Origin of the sequence: Bartonella sp. AP88HLJMH, assembly GCF_042195605.1 — a bacterium.
Classification (GTDB): domain Bacteria; phylum Pseudomonadota; class Alphaproteobacteria; order Rhizobiales; family Rhizobiaceae; genus Bartonella.
Genome location: NZ_JBHIOR010000006.1, coordinates 11996 through 34676, shown reverse-complemented (window position 1 = coordinate 34676; position 22681 = coordinate 11996). Strand labels below are relative to the sequence as shown.

The following is a 22681-nucleotide window of genomic DNA, read 5'->3' as shown; positions in this document are numbered from 1 at the left end:
AAATACGTTACTTCAAACACACCAAGTGGATATCACCACAAGATTGAGATCAAGAGAAATTGTTTTCTATCTTTTATTTATACCAGGGTACACTAGAAGCCCATATTGATACTCTATTTTCTCATAAATTTAAAGAGGCTGTATCATTTTCTGCCTATAATCAGCAAATTGACGAATAGAATGAGCAATAGAGGCTGCCATTTGTTTTCTCCAATGAGGATCATTTAATAACTTTTCATCCTCTTTATTGGATAAATAACCTATCTCTATCAAGACTGAGGGTATATCTGAAGCTCTTAAAACTTGAAAATTAGCATACCGATGTGGGTTATTAATCAAGTTAATATGATTCTTTGATAAACTTGAAATAACACTATTTGCAAAATTAACCGAAAATGTATGTGTTTCACGTCGTGTAAGATCCATCAAAATATCTGTAACTTCGAGCGTTTCATCTGCAGGCAAACCATCAAGCAAATCAACTTTATTTTCATTTTCAGCTAAAGATTTTGCAATGGCATCAGAGGCTTTATCTGATATGGTATACACTGTGGCACCGCGAAGAGAATGTAGATCAATCGTATCTGCGTGAATAGATATAAAAAGATCAGCATCAAACTCTTGCGCTTTTTTAACTCTTTCACTTAGTCTTAAAAAAATATTGGAATCTCGTGTTAAAGCAACGGTAATATGAGAATCCTTTTGTAATTCGTCTCGCAATGCACGCGCAAAGTCTAAAGTCACATCTTTTTCTAAAATTCCAGTAACACCCCGTGCACCGCCATCAATACCACCATGACCAGGATCAAGAACAACACGGAAATTATATGCTGGCATTAACTGTGTTTTTGTATCAAAATTGCTTCTTTGCTGTTTTTTTAATATCTCATCAAATTTTTCTTGTGTACTTTTACGAATATCAATCAGCAACTGCCATAAACCATTATTTAATTTTTTTACGACATTTTTTTCAACCACAAAAGCCGTTTTACTTGTCAAAATAATGCGTGAAGTCTGTATGTCAGAGAAAGCATAACGCACATCTGAAAGCATAACGGATAATGTATTCCGTTTCTTTAAAGGCGTATTTTGCATCGAAAAGTCAATTGTAGGTAAATTGATAACCAAACGTGCGGGCCTGTCAAAAATCTGTAAACGAACATTTGGTTTTGAATTAAAAACCGCAATAATACGCGTATGAATACTATCACCAATGGTTCGAAAATTAATAAGTCTCAGAGGATCTGCGGCTTGAACACTAGTTTGGAGTAGCAAAAAAGATAATAAAAAGTATGTGACGAGCACAATAACATCCCCATAAGCTGTTTTCAGCTTTTTGGTAAAAAAAACTCTTATCATAAGCAAAATACTCTACATTACCTTTGTAATAATTTATCTTGGTTACATAAAACGATACACCAATTTATTATCTATTTTTCAATAAAAGCTAAATAAACACCTCAAAACGAAATTAAGGTCATAAAGATATTATAATTATACATGATTTACATTGTTACTTGCCAAACGCATGATATCAACATAAAAGAATATTTATGCTTCCTAGCTGATAATAGTCATCTAAATTATCTGTAACTCATATTAAGTTGTCTTTAGAAGTTTTTTGTCTATTATGCGTTGAGACTTTTTTATGGATGAAAAATTTCTATGTTGTAACATTAGGATTGCATTACTTAAGATTCGTTGGTTCGGATATCCGAACTGTTTTAAAGATTATTTTACCGGAGACTTTTAAGAAAATATGAGTCATAAAAAACAGATGGAAATAATGATGAGAAATGGTGTAAATGCAGTCATGCCTTTGCACGTGGTGTTTCGTCCTGTTTTTCTGGTACCTCCCTTTTATGGCAGACAGCCTTTTATGTTTACGAATAGTTATGGCATTCGTTTGAATAAAATTGTGCATGTCGCCTTCAGGATATTAACTTATGTCAAACAAAATGCTTATAGATGCCTCCCATCCGGAGGAAACACGTGTTGTTGTTGTTCACGGCAACAAAATTGAAGAACTTGATTTTGAATCAGAACATAGAAAACAGCTCAAGGGGAATATTTATCTCGCACGTATTACGCGTGTAGAACCGTCTCTCCAAGCGGCTTTTGTTGAATATGGTGGAAACCGACATGGTTTTTTAACATTTTCTGAAATTCATCCTGATTATTATCAAATTCCTATTGCTGATCGCCTTGCTCTTCTTGAAGAAGAAGAAAAAGAAGCTGTAGGAGAAAATTCTGTAGATACCTTTACGGAAGAAGCAACTAAAAATAAAAAACGCTCCAGAAGAACAAAAAAAAGTGAAAAAAACAATGTTATAGCAGCCGATATTGAAAATGATATCACATCTGAAGCGATAATAATTGATAATACAGAAGAAGCATTAAATGCCAATATCTCTTATGATGAGATTGAAATGGTCGGTGCTGAGGACATCCGTGAAGAGCTCCCGATTTATCAAAGAAAACAAGGGCGCCAGTATAAAATTCAAGAAGTCATTAAACGACGTCAAATTTTGTTGGTACAAGTTATCAAAGAAGAGCGTGGTAATAAAGGTGCTGCCCTTACAACATATCTATCTCTAGCTGGTCGTTACTCTGTTCTAATGCCCAACACAGCACGTGGTGGTGGTATTTCACGAAAAATTACGAACGTACAAGACCGTAAGCGTCTTAAAGAAATCGTAAAAGAATTAGCCGTTCCAAAAGGTATGGGCGTTATCTTACGAACCGCTGGTGCCAATAGAACAAAAGCTGAAATTAAACGTGATTATGAATATCTTATGCGGTTATGGGATACTATTCGCACTTTGACACTCGAGTCAACGGCACCATGCCTTGTCCATGAAGAAAGCAATCTCATCAAGCGTTCTATACGAGATCTTTATAATAAGAACATTAGTGAAATTCTTGTCTCTGGAGACCAAGGATATCGTGAAGCGAAAGACTTTATGCGTATGCTCATGCCAAGTCATGCAAAAGTTGTGCAACCTTACCGTGATCCTACGCCCATTTTTGCAAGAAATAATATTGAAATTCAACTTGATAAAATGTTGCAACCACAGGTTTCTTTAAAATCTGGTGGTTATCTTGTTATTAATCAAACAGAAGCACTTGTTGCTATTGACGTAAATTCTGGCCGCTCTACGAAAGAATTCTCTGTCGAAAAGACAGCCTTACAAACTAACCTTGAAGCTGCTGAAGAAGTAGCGCGTCAATTACGCTTGCGTGACCTTGCTGGTTTAATTGTGATTGATTTTATTGATATGCTTGAAGAACGCAATGTGAAGCTGGTCGAAAAAAAATTAAAAGATTGTTTAAAAAACGATCGTGCTCGTATTCAAGTAGGTCATATTTCACACTTCGGCCTTTTAGAAATGAGTCGTCAACGTATTCGCATATCGGTTTTAGAAAGTACGACACAGCCCTGCCCACATTGCGCAGGAACAGGAAATATACGTTCTGAATCATCAATTGCGTTACATGTCATGCGCTCAATTGAAGAATATCTTCTTCATAATTCGCAACATAATATTATCGTGCGCACCCCCGTAGCAACAGCGCTTTATGTATTAAATCATAAACGCAATATTCTTGTTAATTTAGAAGATCGCTTTAAACTTAATATTAGTATTGAAGCAGATGATAGTATTGGAACGCAACATCTTGTTATTTCTAAAGGCTCAATAGCAGAGAGCATTTCTCGATCTTCATTGGAAGATGCCAATGAGCAAGAAATTGAAGATTCTGTTTTCATAAAGAGTGAATCTATTGAAAATCCTTCTCCCATTGAAACAAACCAAAAGCGTAGGCGCAAAAATCGTCACGGTGAAATTACTGATCATTCTCTCTCCAACGTTCATAAAAAAGAAGATACTTTGAATGATGATTCTTATCGTCGAGGACGTCGTCGAGGACGTCGTGGTGGTCGACGCAATCAAGATAATAATTTTCATCAGATTCGCGTTCCTTATGCAGAACCAGTGGGAGATTTTGCTAAGCAAGCTTTAGCAGAAATTAAAGCAGCGCATCGCAAACGTCGTGTTTCACCTGCTAAATCTTTTGAACTTGAAGAAACAAAAAATAATACACAAGCTCTAGATATACAACAACAGAGTGAATCTGAAAAAAATGATACAAGTATTAAACCTAAAAAACGTTCTTCAAAAGTAGTACAAAATCAACTTTCTTTAGAGAATGATCAAAATATTGCAGAACAAAAATCTCTTGAAGAAAAACCTACAACCAGTCCGGTGCGTAAAACTAAAACAAAAAAAGCAGACAAAGTTATTCATGAGGTAGAAAATAAAGCTCTTGAAAAGAGTAAAAAATCAACACGTGGAACACGTAAAAAATCATCTTCTAAAGAGACAACGCAAATACAAAAAATATTAGAGCAAGAAACTGTAATCGAGATGGAGAAAGTTATCGAAACCTCTCCTTCCCAAATTGAAGAAACAATTAATCAACCCGTTGTTATTTCATCAACGCCTAATGATTCTTCCAAAACTGAACGTATTGGTTGGTGGAAACGCAGAATTCTTTCGAAAAATTAAGGATTAAAAAAAACCGCCACAGAAAACTGTGGCGGTTCAAATAAACAATTATAGAAAACGTTTTGACCAACTTTTATGGTGTGGTTTTATTACTTTTGTTTCGCTTTTTCTTGCTCAGCCCGCATACGCTCTTCAATTTCTTTTTGCTTTGATTGAATAGCTTGCTGCAGCTTTATTTGTTCTTGTTGGAAATCTTTTTCCTCCATACCAGGACCGGTATAGGCTGCTGTAAACCCATTAAGAGAAAATTCAATAGGATTAGCTGAACCACGGAAATTAACTGTGGTTACAACCATTTTTGTACCACTTTTCATAGCTGCTATAAGCTTATCATCTAAGACATCATTAGCAATACAACTTGGTCCATTACAAATAATATAAGGAATTTTTTTAGAGAACTCGTCACCAATTTTAATGTGAACACCTTCTGGCAAAAAACGACCTGTAGGTACTTGAATACCTATACGTTTCTCATTTTGCTTCCCTTTTATTTCAACAAGATTAAAAGCCGTTAAAGGTTGTCCCGTATTCGATAATACAGTATTCATTGTATTACAAATATCAACATCATGCTGCTTACTGCAAACTTTGTACCAACCTTGTGATAAAGTTTGCGCATTTGCAGAAATACCAGCTATAAGAAAAAGGGCAGCGGCTCCAACTAATACTGAAACAGCAGAATAAACATTTTTATGCGACATGATTAAGTTAATCCTTTCAACGCGCTCTTAAGTAACTTCAAAAAAATATTAAATATAATTCCAACTTAATTTATTAAATTATAATGAAATAACAATTAATTTTACTATTTTTACTTCAATATAAAAAAATTACTTCAATATAAAAAAAAAAGTCAAATTTAGAGAAAAAATACGACGAGCCATTCTAATTTTTATACACTCATATCATTTCCCCTCTTCATCACATTGGTATTTGATGCAATCTATCCATAAAACACCTCTGTGCATTTAAACTAAGATTACACAAACGAATCAATATTGCAATATTAATTAAAATAAACTCTGATACTACTCTAAAAAATTTACTAATTAAAATTTTTACATTTATTACTCTTCATGTTAAGCTTATAGAACCTTAGCAACAGGTGTTGTAATGCATGAAGCTCCAAAATATCAGATAAATTTTACTGTTTTCCTTATGTGCCTCGTGTGATACACAAAAACAAAATCATCTACGATATTATTGAAACATTTAATGAATTAAAACCACTGATTGTCTAAAATTTCTGCATAATTGTAAGAGAGCTTTTTGCTAATGAACAATTTTCTGCCCTTGTTTACAAAATAATGGTGATACGCTTTTGTAATAAAAATTTTATATTCCATAGCGTTTAACTAAACAGTTTAGTTTAAAAATACGCTACTAAAGAAGTGCTTTTTTCTTAATTAAACAACACATTTTCTTAGGGAGAAAATCTATAACTGCTGAAAATATTTTATTTATAATAAACTTTCTTAAAATATAATAACATATTAATTTATAATAATAATTTATCTTTTTTCTATTTCTATATTGTATGAAAGATCCTAATAGCGCAAACCTCTCTTATATTGAATCAATAAAATTTATCCACTTGTACATCACAAGCGGAGTTAGTTTTATAGATAAAACTACTGAACAAAGGACCCCCCCTATGAATCATCTCACGTGCCCAAAGCCATAATAAATTTATGCTCATATATTATACATCTATTATTGCATCTCTGTACAAATATCATCTCTCAGCTTTATAACGTGAATAAAAAATGTAGCTTTTATCAATTTATTTTAAGTTATTTCTTAAATAAAGAATCTACTAAAATGATAAATTCTTTTCATCTTTCACAATATCAAAGATATAAATCGTTAATGATTTAAGTTTTAAGAAAAAAATGAATTAAAAATATCATTTTGTTTCTCTATATAACACAACTTAGAACTATAAAATATTTCTCTTATCGTATTAATGAAACAAGATTTATGATATGAGATGTATCGTCATTAAAATAATTAAACAGATAAAAATAAAAAACTACAAGCACAAAAAATTATGCATAAAAAGAAAACATAAAAAAGATATATGATTTTATTATTTAATAATATATTAAATCTTATATGATAAGAACAATAGATAATATCTTATGTGCATAAAATTACTTTATTATAAATAATAATTAAAAACAAAAAATTAAAATATATTTTAACTATTATTTAGTATATAATATTAATTTCTCTGTATTTATATGAGTAAATTTTTAATTGAATAATTCTTCAACATGAAAACGTATACGATCTATAATATTCTTTTTCTTGTTTGGAAGCATTATATTATGTACTTCTTTAATGGTATTACAAAGCTTAGGTGCACTTTTTACAAACCAATTATCTTCTGTAAGACTATTTTTTATATCGTCAAATATTTGTTTTTCATAACTATAAGAGCCATCTGTTAATAATTCTTTAATATCCCTGACTAAACTAGGACTTATTGAATTATTTGCGCCTTTAGCCCAACTAAAATCTTTATCTTTCCAATCAAAATCTTTGCGCAAAATAGCACCTATATCACTTTGCAATATATCCGCTAACGTATTGCAAGCAATAATAAATATGAGATAATTTTTCATTATCTCATCATCACCTCCACTTTTCTCATTCATTCCCCATTCATTAAACGTTTGAGTTTTTTTTAAATAATCTTTTGCTTTAATCAACTTTTCTTCATACTCCCCTACTTCATACTCTCTCGCTATATGTATTCTAGAGATAATTTTTTGTTTTTTTTCAGCTAGATCCTGTAATTTCGAACCAAGATTATAATATTCATCCTTCAGAGTTTTCAGTTTTTTATATAACTTATTCCGTTCCTGTAAACGCTCATAGTATTCTGCTTTAGAAATATTTTTTTTCCAAATATCCAAATGAGATATACTTTCTTCAATAAATTGTATGCTCTCTTTAATATTCTTTCTTTTGTTTTTTAAATGTTGGTATTGTTCATCAGAAGATAACTCAGCATAAGCGTTTTTTACGCCATATATTAAAGTGAGTAACAAAAAAACGATAGTTAGACACTTTTGTAATGAAGAAAGCATGCTATCTTTACCTAAATTCTTTCTAAAAAATTTACAGGAGCTTATTAGCTTATTATATTGAAAGTGCTATTTAATGCGGTTAAACCGTCTAATCTATTTCCTTCATTGTATCAATACGTATATAATAAAAACAAAATAAATATATAATGGCTCTTTATTATAAACTTAAATTTTATTCAGAATGATTTTATAAAAATGAGTAACAGTTCTGAAACAATAAAGAAATTTTTTAAACAGAATGTTATTCTGCCATTTCGACAAGCTGTGTCATAATATTCGCTGCTCCAACAAGCCTTTCATCCGCTGAGGACCAATCACGAATAAGAGCAATACTTTGGTCTGGTCGAATTTTTGCCATTGAACCTTGTTTTCCCACCCACTGAACAAGAGCAACACTATTTGCGAAATAGTTATTACGAAACTGTATGACAATCCCCTTTGGTCCAACATCTAATTTCTCTACATGTGCTTTTCGACACAATGTTTTAATATGAAAGACTTTAAGAAGATGTTGAACCTCAAGGGGCAAAGGACCAAAGCGATCAATTAACTCCGCTGCAAATTCATCAATTTGTTCTAAACCATCAAGTTCTGTTAAACGACGATAAAGTCCCATACGTAATGATAAGTCAGGCACGAAACTTTCTGGTATCATCACTGTTGTACCAAGGGAAATTTGAGGTGACCATTGCTTATCTTCATTTAGCTCTCCATCTTTTAATTCAGCAACAGCTTCTTCAAGCATTTTTTGATAGAGTTCAAATCCAACTTCTTTGATATGCCCCGATTGCTCTTCACCTAAAAAATTGCCTGAACCGCGGATATCCATGTCATGGCTTGCCAATTGAAAACCGGCCCCTAAGGTGTCAAGAGATTGTAACACTTTAAGACGGCGATCAGCAGCAGTTGTTAAAACTTTACCAGCAGGAAATGTAAAGAGAGCATACGCACGTTGTTTTGAACGTCCTACCCTACCACGTAACTGATAAAGGGCAGAAAGACCAAACATCTCAGCACGATGCACAATTAGGGTATTGGCTGTTGGAATATCAAGACCTGATTCAATAATGGTTGTTGAGAGCAGCACATCATATTGTCCATCATAAAATGCATTCATGATATCATCAAGTTGTCCAGCCGGCATTTGTCCATGAGCCACAACGAATTTCAGTTCTGGCACATGTGTTTTGAGATATTCTTCTACAAAAGCCAGATCAGAAATACGAGGACAAACATAGAAACTTTGTCCACCACGATAATATTCTCGAAGCAGGGTCTCTCGTATAACAAGTGCATCAAAGGGTGAAATAAAAGTACGAACCGCCATTCTATCAATGGGGGGGGTTGTTATCAATGAAAGTTCACGTACACCCGATAAAGCTAACCCTAAAGTGCGTGGTATGGGAGTTGCTGAAAGTGTGAGAACATGAATATCACTTTTAAGCTCTTTTAAACGCTCTTTGTGTTTGACACCAAAATGCTGTTCCTCATCAATGATAAGAAGACCTAACCGTAAAAAATTAACTGCACCACTTAATAATGCATGGGTTCCAATGACAATATCGATTGTACCATCTGAAACACCTTTTTTTACTCGTGCAAGTTCTTTCGCTTTTACAAGCCTCGAAGCATGTCCAATTTTAACCGGTAATCCTTGAAAACGCGAAATAAATGTTTTGTAATGTTGACGTGAAAGCAAAGTTGTCGGTACAACAACAGCAACCTGATATCCATTTAATGCTGCAACAAAAGCACTTCGAATGGCTACTTCAGTTTTTCCAAAACCAACATCACCGCATATCAAGCGATCCATCGGCTTGCCTGAGGCTAGATCGTCCAAAACAGCATCAATTGCATTCATTTGATCTTCCGTTTCTTCATAGGGAAAGCAAGCAACAAACTCATCAAATGGTCCAATTGGTGGAAGTAAAGCAGGCGCAGCACGAGTCATACGCTCTGCAGCTATACGGATTAATTGCCCTGCCATTTCCAATAAATGTTTTTTAAGCCGAGCTTTACGTGCTTGCCAAGCAACACCTCCTAATTTATCTAAAGTTACCTCTGTTCCTTCTGAGCCATAACGTGAGAGAAGCTCAATATTTTCAACAGGTAAAAAGAGTAAATCACCTCCAGCATATCTAATTTCAAGGCAGTCTCGTAAAATTCCAGTGGTTCTGATGGTTTTAAGACCAACAAATTGGCCAATACCGTGGTCGATATGCACAATAATATCACCAGAATTTAAAGCAGAAATTTCAGAAATAAAATTTGTATTATTCTTACGCCGCTTTGGCGATCTTATAAAACGATCGCCAAGGATATCTTGCTCTGCTATAATAGCTAAATCTTCAGCCACAAAACCATGTTCTATCATGATAACAGCTGCTAATATGCGATCCCGAGGTGTTGCTTTGACAGTTTGCAAAGATTTTGCAACATCTATTTTTTTCAATCCATGCTCATCGAGAACTTGTAACAAACGATTGAGAGATCCTTCACTCCAACACGCTAAAAGCACTTTTTTACCAGCAGTGCGTAAAGATGCGATATGATCAATAACACTTGAAAAAACATTTTTTTCCTGCGTATTACGCTCTTTTACAAAATCATATCCTTGTTTAACATTGGTGTGAATAACAGTTTGTTCCAAACTTTGTGGAACATTAAAAGGCGAAAAATCAATACGCTGTGAAGATTGTTGCGCATCTTTCAAAACACGCTCTGGCGTTAAATAAAAAAGACTAGGATCTATTGGATGATAAGAAGTAGAATTTTTTTCATCACTTTCGCGCTCTTTGCGCGCATTATAATAGTCTTCAATAAGACGATAGCGCTCAATGAAGACTTCTTCTATGAGATGCTCAAAAACTATCGGTAAGTTGCCACAATGATCAAAAAAGCTATCAAGGTTTTCATAAAAAAATGGAAGCCAATGTTCCATACCGGCAAAACGCCGACCTTGAGAAATTGCTTCATAAAGCATGTTATTTTTTTGTGATACACCAAATGTACGGGTATAATTGCTTTTAAAACGACTGATGCGTTCTGGTGTAAGAACAACCTCACTCATTGCCTGTAATAAAAGTTCAGTTTTTTGGCCTGTTGTCCTTTGACTTTCTGGATCAAATACGCGGATACTTTCTAGGGTATCTCCAAAAAAATCAAGGCGTAAAGGTTCAACATCCATCGGAGAAAAGATATCAAGTATTCCTCCTCTTACAGCAAACTCACCAACATCACGGACAACCGTAACGCGTTCAAAACCATTGGTTTCTAGAAATTGAATAAGATTTCCCATGTTATTGCGCTGGCCAACACGTGCGTGAATAAGCTGAGCTTCTATCATTTCACGAGGAGGCAACTTTTGCATAATTGCATTTGCTGTTGTTAATATAATTGCAGAATATGGATCTTTTCGTAAATTTGCTATGTGTGCCAATGTTGATAGTCGACGTGCCATAACAGCAATTCCTGGTGATACGCGATCATAAGGCAAACAATCCCATGCAGGAAATTGAAGTACGGGTAAATTGGGTTCAATAAAATTTAAAACTTGTTGTAAATGCGCAATTTTTGTTCCGTCACGGACAACATAGATGAGCGGTTTACCTTGTGCAATTTCTGAACTTAATTTAGCAAGCGCAAAGGCTTCAAATCCATCAGTAACGCCATCTAAAATCATACGAACAGAATTATTTTTGGGAATAACAATTTTTTTTAATATAGGCATCGGGATTAATAACTTAAGCAAGTACGATAATTGGCAATATCACGGAAAAGTGGACTATCAACTTCAGAGGGGGGCAAAATTTCTCCAGTAATCCATGTGAGTAAATCACGATCATCAAAAGACATAATATACTCAAGCTCAGAGAGCGTTCTATCATTCATCCCAGTAATATGAGCATCGACATAATGTCCAAAAATGAGATCCATTTCACGAATACCGCGATGCCATGCACGAAAAATCAATCGACGACGACGAGCATCTAATTGATTTTTGTCAACGACAAAAACTGTCATAAAAAATCTCCTTGAATAAAGTAATATAAACTATTCAATTAGTCGTATAAAATTTTTACCTTGCTTTAAGGAAGTTCTATAATCTTTTGTTCTTTAAGTGTAATTCGACGATGCATTTGCTTAGCCAAAGCGTAATTATGTGTTGCAATAAGAGCAGAAAGACCAGACTGACGAACAAGGATAGATAAAGCTTGAAAGACATAAGCTGAAGTTACTGGATCAAGATTTCCTGTAGGTTCATCAGCCAAAAGAACCGAAGGGCCATTTGCTACTGCACGTGCAATAGCAACACGTTGTTGTTCTCCTCCCGATAACTCTGAGGGACGATGGTTCGCACGATGAGAAACACGCAGATACGTCAATAATTTGCGCGCACGATCTTCTGCTATAGATTTTTTTAATCCTGCTATCATTTGGGGTATCATGACATTTTCTAACGCCGTAAACTCTGGAAGTAAATGATGAAATTGATAAACAAAACCAATATCATTTCGTCTTATAGCTGTTCGCTCACTATCAGAGCGCTTTGCACAAGAAACACCCCGTAACATCACATCACCAGCTGTTGGTTTTTCTAATAATCCAGCAATATGAAGAAGTGTTGATTTTCCAGCACCAGATGGTGCAACAAGTGCGACAAGCTCTCCACGATTAAGAATAAAATTCGCTTTATCTAAAACAATGAGTGGCTTATGACTCTCGAAAAAGTGTCTTTCAATCTCTACAAGCTCTAAAATAGCTGTCATTATTCATACCTCAAAGCTTGTACGGGATCTAGCTTAGCAGCACGCCATGCCGGAATGAGAGCAGCAAGAAACGACAAGAATAAAGCCATCATAGCAACCAAGATGGTCTGTTTCCACTCAATTTGTGCAGGCAATTTTGTTAAAAAATAAAGTTGAGGATTAAAAACGTCGACATTAAATAACCAAGATATAAAATCTTGGATATGATTAATATTCGCGGTCGCGATAACACCTAAAACTAAACCCAATATAGTTCCAATAAAACCAATCATCATTCCTGTAATGATAAATATACGCAAAATCGCACTCTGTTGAGCCCCCATCGTGCGTAAAATTGCAATATCATGACTTTTATCTTTTACAAGCATAATCAGCCCTGAAATAATATTTAAAGCAGCAACAAGAACGATCAGAGAAAGAATGAAAAACATAACATTTCGTTCAATCTGTAAGGCTGAAAAAAAAGCCTGATTGCGTGTACGCCAATCAATTAAATAGACCTGTTGTTCAACTACTTTTTCTACAACAGGTTTTATTTGATCAACAGCATCAGGATCATTTAGAAATAATTCCAAAGACTGAACCTTATCTCCCAAATTAAAAAACATTTGTGCTTCATGGAGAGGCATAAAGATAAATATTGAATCATATTCAGACATACCAACTTCAAAAATAGCAACGACTTTATAAGCTTTCACACGTGGGGTAACGCCAAAAGGAGTCTCATCACCATCTGGAGTAATAATACGAATATCTCTTCCAACTGTCAGTCCTAATTTTTCTGCTAAGCCACTTCCAATTGCAACACCTTCTTCTTGATCAAACCGAGAAATCGATCCTAATTTAATGTTTTGAGAGACTGTTTTAAGCTTTTCTAGATCTTGTTTGCGCATACCACGAACTAACGCGCCAGAGCCACCTTGAACTTCACCTTGAACAAGCGCTTGACCTTCAATAACAGGTAAAGCAAACTTCACACCATTTGTAGTTTCTAAAGAAGAAATAAGAGTCTTATAATCAGAAAAACCAGAATCAACTGTTTGAATAATAAGATGCCCATTCATACCAAGAATACGATTGAGAAGTTCTGTACGAAAGCCATTCATCACCGCCATAACAACAACCAGAGCAAATACGCCCAACATAATCCCAATAAGAGAAATAATTGAAATAACAGATGCAACGACATGTTTTTTATTGGGAATCATATAACGAAAAGCGATCATCCACTCATACGATGAAAAGCATTTGTTTTTCAGCCTCTTCATAATATTTCCTATTAAATTATAGAAAGTTGGCTGAGCACATCTTCAACCTTTAGAGATTTTTTTATTCCTGTTTTTCGATCTTTAATTTCAACTTCATTTTGTGCAATACTGTTAGGACCAACAATGATTTGTGTTGGCAAACCAATCAAATCCATTGTTGCAAATTTTGATCCAGGGCGTTCATTTCTATCATCTAATAACGGATCAAAACCAACCTTCTTTAATCCCTGATAGAGAAACTCACATGCCTGTGTGCATTTTTCATCATCGGGCTTCATATTGATAATCCCAAAATCAAACGGTGCCATCGACTTTGGCCAAATAATACCATTTTCATCATGAGAAGCCTCAATAGCGGCCGCAACAAGACGCGAAGGCCCAATACCATAAGATCCCATAGAGACCACATACTCTTTTCCATCTTGTCCCATAACTTTTGCTCCCATTGGAGCAGAATATTTAGTACCAAAGTGGAAAATATGCCCTACTTCAATACCACGCGCTGAAAGACGATTATGATCAGAAACTTTAGCCCACTCCTCTTCATTATGCATTTCTTCCGTTGCTGCATAAAAAAATGTCCATTGCTTAACAATATCATCTAAAACAGCTTTATCACTAAAATCGATTGAACTATCAGGAACGGTAAGTTCAAGAAATTGTTTATCACAGAAGATAGCACTCTCTCCTGTTTCAGCCAAAATGATAAATTCATGACTGAGTTCCCCCCCTATTGGACCTGTATCTGCACGCATAGGAATTGCTTTTAAGCCAAGGCGAGAAAAAGTGCGTAAATAAGCAACAAACATACGATTATAAGATGTTTCAGAGCCTTCATAATCAAGATCAAAAGAATAAGCATCTTTCATTAAAAATTCTCGTGCTCGCATCACACCAAAACGTGGACGAATTTCATCACGAAATTTCCATTGAATATGATATAAATTAAGCGGAAGATCTTTATAAGAACGAACATAAGAGCGAAAAATATCTGTTACCATCTCTTCATTGGTTGGACCATAAAGTAAATCACGCTTTTGACGATCTTTAATGCGGAGCATTTCCAAACCATAATCATCATAACGACCGCTTTCACGCCAAAGATCAGCAGACTGAATTGTAGGCATCAATATTTCTATTGCACCCGCACGTTCTTGCTCTTCACGAATAATTTTACAAACTTTATCAAGCACTTTTTTTCCCAAAGGAAGCCAAGAATAAATCCCTGATGTTTGTTGTCGAATCATTCCAGCGCGCAACATGAAGCGATGAGAAACAATTTCTGCTTCTTTAGGATTCTCTTTTAAAAGTGGAAGGAAATATTGAGAAAGACGCATTGAAATAATTAACTCCTAATCAGATCTATCATATCGGAACAATTTATCACACCCTCTATTCATCTATAGCCGCATTCTGAATACTTGCAAATATAACGATCTTATCATTTAAAAATTTATTGTGCTTTATTCTCTATTTTTCTTATTTAGCAATAAAATAAAAATGCTCTTCTCTTTTTAAATAACGTAATAGGAAAGTTCTTTTATTTTGACCGATGTAAAAAAACTGTACAGATAGGTTTTTTTTGCCAAATTTCATGAACAGCCGCTCTTACTGCACGTCGTGTTGCCTCTCGAATAAGTTCATTATTTTTCTGTTTCATGCGTGGGATATTATAAACTGTATTTTCTACGATATTTAAAAGAATATCTTTTAAACTTTCCCCCTTTCCATTACTTTCAGGTAACCCGAATGTTGTTAGACCTATATCCCCTAATAATTCATGCTTACTATTTATATGGAGAGAAATAGTAACATGACCAGCATAACTTAGTTTGCGGCGTTCACGAATCCCTAATTCATCTTCATCTCCAATTAGGCAACCATCCTTATAGATGCGGCCAACAGGAACTTGATCAATAACTTCTACAGGCTCTGGTGCAAGACGTAACATATGGCCATTTCTGATATCCATAACAGTTTTAATACCCGCTTGACGTGCTAAAGTTGCCTGAGCCTTAAGATGCATTGCTTCCCCATGTACAGGGACAAGTATTTGTGGCTTTATCCAATCATACATCTGTAAAAGTTCTGAACGACGGGGATGACCTGAAACATGAACAAGTGCATCTTCATTCGTAATAATTTTAATACCCAAATCAATGAAACGATTTTGTACCTCAATAATCGCTTTTTCGTTTCCTGGAATACTTCGTGATGAATAAATAACGGTATCACCAGTGGAAAGTGCAATATTTTTCATTCCATCACGTGACAGTTTAGCCAAAGCAGCACATGGCTCACCTTGGCTCCCTGTGACAATTAAAACAAGATCTTTTCGCGAGATGTAGCCATAATCATCTTCCGTTACAAATGGTGCTAAACCATTCATATAACCAAGCTCTTGTGCAACCATAATACTTCGCTTAAGGGAACGCCCAATGACAAGCACCTTACGTCCAGCAGCTTCAGCTGCAAGAGCAATAGAACGTATCCGACCAATATTAGAAGAAAAAGTTGCTATCGCAACGCGCCCTTCAGCTTTAGAAATAATCTCTGAAAGACTGGCTTGAACTTGCTGTTCTGAAGGAGATATACCATCCCGACATGCATTTGTAGAATCACAAAGTAATGCTAAAATACCTTTTTTGCCTAAAGCACGAAATCTTTTTTCATCAGTTACAGCCCCGAGTGAAGGGGTATGATCAATTTTCCAATCACCAGTATGAATCACAGTCCCCAAAGAAGTTGTAATTGCTAAAGATACAGATTCTGGTATTGAATGGTTAACGGCTATAGCCTCTACAGCAAAGGAACCTACCTGAAAACAATCACCAGCTTGAAAAATATTGAGTAAAATTTTTTGAGATTCAAAATCTAATTGTTTTTTAGTTTCCAATAATCCTGCCGTAAAAGGCGTACAGTAAATCGGCACTTGTAACTTTGGACATAAATCAAGAACGGCCCCATAATGATCTTCATGTGCATGTGTTAAAACAAGACCCCGTATATTGTGTTTTTCACTTTCTAGAAAACGAATATCAGGCAAAACAAGATCGACACCTGGTAATTCAGAACCAGCAAAACTAATCCCCATATCAACCAGCAGCCATTCACGAAGATATTGGGGACCAAATCCGTAAGCAGCTAAATTCATCCCTATTTCACCTACACCTCCCAGAGGTAAAAAAACAAATTCACATCTATTGGCTGCAACCATAAACATCTCCCAAATCATTAAGGTATTTGATGATAAAATAATTTTTCAATAACGGCCTGCATTAACAGAATCAGCCAAACCAAAATGAACATCCCCAGCTGTTATAATGGCTGTCTGACCGTCTTTTTGCTTTATGATGCAGTTAAAATCACTATCAAGACCATCAAAAATACCCTCAATGACTTTTTCATCATTCACCACTTTGACATGTTTCCCAAGATGAGCGGAATATAAAAGCCATTTTTTTCGGATTATTTCACATCCTTTTGGCTGTTTCCAAAGAAGGTAATTTTTAGAAAAACACTCCGTCAAAACCGTAAATAATTGTTCTGCATCAATACGCAAACCGATATTCTTTAAGCTTGAAGTGGAATAGGGTGCATCTTCATAATTATATTTCACATTTATTCCAATACCAATAACCAAGGCATATTGTTGTGATGACAATTTTAAAATCTCAAGCAAAACTCCAGAGCTTTTTTCTCCTCTGAGCAAAATATCGTTTGGCCATTTTAAGCTCACAATATTGTTTGTCTGCTTTTCCTCTTTTATCAATTGTTTTATTGCCTCTGCCACACTTACTCCAGCAACAAAACCAAGTTGAGCCGCAGTTTGATGAACAATATCATCAATTAATAAAAGACTAGAATAAAGGTTCCCTTTTGGACTAGACCAAGTCCTCCCTCTTCTTGCTCTTCCCTGTGATTGTTCTTGTGCAACAATCCAAAGATTACCTTGATGACCAGTTTGCGCTTTTCGTTGCGCAATGAGATTTGTTGAATCAACACTATCGTACGCTTCAACAGTGTATCCCTGTTTTTGTGCAAAATCTGATAAAGTATAAACCATATTCATTAAAACAATGCTGTTGCTGCTTTTTCTGCTAGCTCAGCGAACCAAACTCCAAAAAGCGCGTAAAATAAAATAAAGAATACAGAAAGACCAAGACAAAATTGAAGCTCTTTCGATAAAGCAACAAAATGCGCTTTTGCATCATCAAACCACATAATTTTAATGACTCTCAAATAGTAAAAAGCCCCAACGACAGACGCTATCATCCCAACGACAGCAAGTGGCGTAAGTCCAGCGTGGACAGCAGCAGAAAATGTATACCACTTTCCAAAAAAACCAGCCATAGGAGGTATGCTTGCTAAAGAAAAAAGCTGTATTGTCATCACAACAGCCATAAACGGATTCGTCTTTGCTAACCCTGAAAGATCATAAATATTTTCAACATTTCCATTCTGAGAGCGCATTCCAAGAATAAAGGCAAATGAACCAAGCGTCATTCCAAGATAAATAGTCATATAAAGGATAACGCTTTTTATCCCAAGCATATCTCCAGCAGATAAACCAACAAGTGCATAACCCATATGACTGATCGACGAATAAGCCATTAAGCGCTTAATATTATTCTGACCGATTGCAGCAAAAGCACCCAGTATCATTGATGTAATCGCCATGAACACCAAAATTTGTTGCCATGCAGGCATCACGTTATCAACACGCCCTAGGGGAATAAAGGTCACCACAATAATACGGATGATTAAAGCCATTGCAGCAACTTTAGGGGCACCAGCAAAAAATGCTGTAATCGGTGTGGGCGCTCCTTCATAAACATCAGGTGTCCACATATGAAACGGAACAGCAGAAATTTTGAAAGCCAAACCAGCTAAAATAAAGACAATTCCAAAAATGACCCCCAATTGTACATTTTTGCCCTTTAAAGCAAGAGCAATTTCGTGAAAACCAATTTGACCGGTAAAACCATAAAGCAAAGAAATACCATAAAGAAGCAACCCTGAAGATAATGCTCCTAAAACAAAGTATTTTATACCGGCTTCAGAAGATTTTACATTATTACGATTAATCGCTGCTAAAACATATAAAGCTAAAGATTGCAGCTCTAACCCCATATAAAGCGACAGCATATTACCCGCTGAAATCATAAACATCATTCCAAGGGTTGCTAAAAGAACAAGTACTGGAAACTCAAATATATTAAACTTTTGTGCATTGGCAAAACCAACAGACATGATAAGAGAAAAGAGTGCACCAATAAGCATTAAAATTTTCATATAACGACTAAAGGAATCGATAACGAGCGCATTGGTTTGAAATGAACCATTTTTCGGAAAAACTATAAGAATAATAATGGTTGCCACAAGAAGTGCCATAGCTAAACCTGTCACTGTTAAAGAAGCACGTGTATTGGAATAAACACCAATCATAAGCAGCACGACAGCTCCTAATGCAATTAAAAGCTCTGGAAGAATTAAGACTAATTGCGCTATTATTTCAGTTTGCATGTGCATTCTTCCCTTATCTAGTGCAGTTTATTGATGAGGGTTTCTACGGAAAACGCCGTTGCCTTAAGAATAGGCGTTGGATAGATACCAAAGAATATTGTAAGAATAACCATTGGATAAAGGAGGAATTTTTCTCTTAAAGAAAGATCTATTAATACTTTTAAATTCTCTTTATCCAAGGAACCAAAAACCACACGCCGATAAAGATAAAGGGCATAGGCTGCCGATAAGATAACACCTGTTGTTGCTAAAACAACAACCAATTTATTTACTTGAAAAACACCTATTAAGGTTAAAAATTCACCCAAAAATCCTGAGCTTCCAGGCAAACCAACATTTGCCATAGTGAAAATTAAGAAAACAACAGCATATTTAGGCATATTATTCACTAAACCACCAAACGCTGAAATTTCACGTGTATGCAAGCGATCATAGATAACCCCAACACAAAGAAACAATGCTGCTGAAACAATTCCATGGGATAGCATCTGATAAATAGCCCCTTGTATCCCCTGTTCATTCGCAGCAAAAATACCCATCGTTACATATCCCATATGCGCTATTGAGGAATATGCAATAAGTTTTTTGATGTCACTTTGAACAAGTGCAACCAGTGATGTATAAATAATAGCGATAAGCGATAATGTGAAAACAAAAGGCGCAAAATCTGCTGAAGCGATAGGAAACATAGGCAAAGAAAAACGAAGAAAACCATACCCACCTAATTTAAGTAAGACACCAGCTAAAATAACAGAACCCGCTGTCGGTGCTTCTACGTGAGCATCAGGGAGCCATGTATGAACTGGCCACATTGGCATTTTAACTGCGAAAGAAGCAAAAAATGCAAGCCATAACCATATTTGCATATGAGCAGGAAACTGATAATTGAGTAAAGTTGGTATATCAAGTGTCCCAGCCTCCCAATACATAACCATAAGAGCAACCAGCATAAGCACTGAACCAAGTAAAGTATATAAGAAAAACTTTATACTTGCATAAACACGACGTGCTCCTCCCCATACACCTATAATGATAAACATTGGAATGAGGCTGCCTTCAAAAAAAACATAGAATAGCATTGCATCAAGAGCACAAAAAACACCAATAATCGCAACTTCTAGAAGAAGAAACGCAATCATATAGGCTTTTAATCTCTCTTTAACATTCTCCCAACTTGCTAAAATACAGAAAGGCAAAAGAAAAGCCGAGAGAACAACAAAAAGAATAGAAATACCATCGACCCCCATATGATAGCTAATACCACCCCCTAACCAACTGGATTTTTCAACCATTTGAAAATTTTGGTTGCTAGAATCAAATCCTATCCAAATAATTAAAGAAATAATAAAAACAAATAGAGTCGTAAAAAATGCGACATTACGTATATTATGGCGTGCTACTTCACTATCATCTTTGATAAACAAAATCAGAAGAACACCAACAAGCGGCAAAAATGTAACCGTAGAAAGAATAGGCCAATCGGTCATTAGTTTACGCCCCCGATCATCATCCATGTAATGAGCAATGCAACGCCGATAAGCATTGCAAATGCATAGTGGTAAAGATAGCCTGTTTGCATTCGAACAACTCTATTTGTAATATCAACAACACGCGCTGCAATACCATTGGGACCTAGACCATCAATAATCTTACCGTCTCCCACTTTCCAAAGAAAAGAACCAATTCTAAAGGTAGGACGAACAAATAAAAAGTTATATAATTGATCGAAATACCACTTTTGGTAAAGAAAGTGATACACTCCTGGCATAATACGCGCCATTTTCTTGGGAAGAGAGGGAGCCACAATATAAAATAAATAAGCCAACATAAACCCAAGAATCATTGCTATAAAAGGCGACCATTTTACCCAATTAAAAACATGGTGAGCATCATGAAGAATATGATTATGGCTGCTTGTAAACAATGCTCCCTTCCAAAAAGCATTATACAAGTCACCAAAAAAGTAAGGTTGGAAAACGACACCAGAAAATATTGCTCCAATGGATAAAAGAAAGAGTGGAATCAACATAACTGGAGGCGATTCATGAACATGATGCATCACATCAACTGTTGCCCGTGGTTTACCATGGAATGTCATAAAGATAAGTCGCCATGAATAGAAACTTGTTAAAAAGGCAGCAAAAACAAGAAGATAAAAAGCATATCCTGAAGCAATATTATGAGATGCAAAAGTAGACTCTATAATCGCATCTTTTGAGAAAAAACCTGCAGTCCCGAAAAGTGTTCCTGGAATTCCAACTCCGGTCAAGGCAATGGTCCCGACCATCATCATCCAATAGGTGACCTTTATATGTTTGCGTAACCCACCCATTTTTCGCATATCTTGTTCATCAGATACAGCATGAATCACAGAACCTGCACCAAGAAACAATAAGGCTTTAAAAAAAGCATGCGTAAAAAGATGAAAGACAGCAGCGCCATAAGCTCCAACACCTAATGCCACAAACATATAACCAAGTTGAGAGCATGTAGAATAAGCAATAACACGCTTAATATCATTCTGCACCAACCCCACAGTTGCTGCAAAAAACGCTGTTGTTGCACCAACAATAATAATCACGGTCAAAGCAGTTGAAGAAAGTTCAAAAATTGGCGACATACGCGCAATCATAAAAACACCAGCCGTTACCATTGTAGCGGCATGAATAAGCGCTGATACAGGGGTTGGCCCTTCCATTGCATCAGGCAGCCAAGTATGTAAAAGAAATTGTGCGGATTTTCCCATCGCACCAATAAATAATAAAAGACATGTAATGGTAATTGCCGTCTGCCCATCAAATTGCCAATCTAAAAATGTCATATTTTGTATAAAGCTCTTGTCGGCAGCTTTTGCAAAAATAGAGGCAAAATCAACCGATTGGAACAAAACAAAAATACTAAAGATTCCTAAGAGAAAACCAAAGTCTCCAACACGGTTAACTACAAAAGCTTTCATTGCGGCCTTATTAGCAGAATCGCGCTGAAACCAAAAACCAATGAGTAAATAAGAAGCAAGTCCGACACCTTCCCATCCAAAAAACATCTGAATCAAATTATTGGATGTGACCAACATAAGCATCATAAATGTAAACAAAGAAAGATAAGAAAAAAAACGAGACCTTGAAGGGTCATGGTGCATATAACCAATTGAATAAATATGCACCAATGCCGAAACACTATTCACAACAATAAGCATGACAGCTGTTAATGCATCAACATGTAAAGCCCAATTAAAGCTTAAGTCACCAACAGTCATCCAATGTAATACCAATACATCAATCGCTGGAATATGACCAAGTGCAGTACTGAAAAATGCTATCCACGATAATATGGCAACAACAACCATAAAGCTACATGTTATCAATTCACTCGCACGATCTCCTATCGTTTTTCCACCTAGTGCAGCAATTAAAAAACCCAAAAGCGGAAGAAAGACAATCGTATAATACATCACT

The 22681-nt window shown here is 35.5% G+C and carries 14 protein-coding genes; 1 reads left to right on the top strand and 13 read right to left on the bottom strand.

Annotated features, from left to right (window positions below; all coding sequences use genetic code 11):
- Window positions 1–129 precede the first annotated feature (129 nt).
- The gene (locus ACFIMA_RS04285) at window positions 130–1359 is read right to left on the bottom strand and encodes an N-acetylmuramoyl-L-alanine amidase (RefSeq protein WP_375628086.1); all 1230 of its coding nucleotides are present in this window, start codon (window positions 1357–1359) and stop codon (window positions 130–132) included.
- 587 nt (window positions 1360–1946) lie between these two features.
- On the opposite strand from ACFIMA_RS04285, the gene ACFIMA_RS04280 reads away from it, so the two are divergent.
- Window positions 1947–4568, top strand: a complete 2622-nt coding sequence (locus ACFIMA_RS04280; protein WP_375693735.1) for a ribonuclease E/G — start codon at window positions 1947–1949, stop codon at window positions 4566–4568.
- Between the two features lie 89 nt (window positions 4569–4657).
- Here the strand turns inward: ACFIMA_RS04280 and ACFIMA_RS04275 are convergent, their stop codons facing one another.
- The 12 genes from ACFIMA_RS04275 to nuoL all read right to left on the bottom strand — a co-directional run bounded on the left by ACFIMA_RS04275 (window position 4658) and on the right by nuoL (window position 22677).
- On the bottom strand, window positions 4658–5269 hold the full coding sequence (locus tag ACFIMA_RS04275) for an invasion associated locus B family protein (RefSeq protein WP_273791265.1): 612 nt from the start codon (window positions 5267–5269) through the stop codon (window positions 4658–4660).
- Window positions 5270–6823: 1554 nt separating this feature from the next.
- Entirely contained in the window at window positions 6824–7663 is an 840-nt protein-coding gene (locus tag ACFIMA_RS04270) for a hypothetical protein (RefSeq protein ID WP_375672025.1), read from the bottom strand.
- Window positions 7664–7904: 241 nt separating this feature from the next.
- Entirely contained in the window at window positions 7905–11393 is a 3489-nt protein-coding gene (gene mfd / locus ACFIMA_RS04265) for a transcription-repair coupling factor (protein WP_375693141.1), read from the bottom strand.
- A gap of 5 nt (window positions 11394–11398) precedes the next feature.
- Window positions 11399–11686 (bottom strand): succinate dehydrogenase assembly factor 2, encoded by a 288-nt coding sequence (locus tag ACFIMA_RS04260; RefSeq protein WP_273791268.1) that lies wholly within the window; start codon window positions 11684–11686, stop codon window positions 11399–11401.
- Window positions 11687–11751: 65 nt separating this feature from the next.
- Entirely contained in the window at window positions 11752–12432 is a 681-nt protein-coding gene (locus ACFIMA_RS04255; RefSeq protein ID WP_273791269.1) for an ABC transporter ATP-binding protein, read from the bottom strand.
- Complete coding sequence (locus tag ACFIMA_RS04250; RefSeq protein ID WP_375621230.1) at window positions 12432–13700, bottom strand: lipoprotein-releasing ABC transporter permease subunit; 1269 nt, start codon at window positions 13698–13700, stop codon at window positions 12432–12434. Before ACFIMA_RS04250 ends, ACFIMA_RS04255 begins: the two co-directional genes overlap by 1 nt.
- A gap of 11 nt (window positions 13701–13711) precedes the next feature.
- A complete protein-coding gene (proS, locus tag ACFIMA_RS04245) occupies window positions 13712–15037 on the bottom strand; it encodes a proline--tRNA ligase (RefSeq protein ID WP_375613449.1) in 1326 nt (441 codons plus the stop codon).
- A 203-nt stretch (window positions 15038–15240) separates the two neighbouring features.
- Entirely contained in the window at window positions 15241–16917 is a 1677-nt protein-coding gene (locus tag ACFIMA_RS04240; RefSeq protein ID WP_375677765.1) for a ribonuclease J, read from the bottom strand.
- Between the two features lie 45 nt (window positions 16918–16962).
- Window positions 16963–17772 (bottom strand): biotin--[acetyl-CoA-carboxylase] ligase, encoded by an 810-nt coding sequence (locus ACFIMA_RS04235; protein WP_375677764.1) that lies wholly within the window; start codon window positions 17770–17772, stop codon window positions 16963–16965.
- Window positions 17772–19226, bottom strand: a complete 1455-nt coding sequence (gene nuoN, locus ACFIMA_RS04230; RefSeq protein ID WP_375638390.1) for an NADH-quinone oxidoreductase subunit NuoN — start codon at window positions 19224–19226, stop codon at window positions 17772–17774. The genes ACFIMA_RS04235 and nuoN overlap by 1 nt, the downstream gene beginning before the upstream one ends.
- 17 nt (window positions 19227–19243) lie before the next feature.
- On the bottom strand, window positions 19244–20713 hold the full coding sequence (locus ACFIMA_RS04225) for an NADH-quinone oxidoreductase subunit M (protein WP_273791287.1): 1470 nt from the start codon (window positions 20711–20713) through the stop codon (window positions 19244–19246).
- On the bottom strand, window positions 20713–22677 hold the full coding sequence (gene nuoL, locus ACFIMA_RS04220) for an NADH-quinone oxidoreductase subunit L (protein ID WP_375693142.1): 1965 nt from the start codon (window positions 22675–22677) through the stop codon (window positions 20713–20715). The genes ACFIMA_RS04225 and nuoL overlap by 1 nt, the downstream gene beginning before the upstream one ends.
- Window positions 22678–22681: the final 4 nt, after the last annotated feature.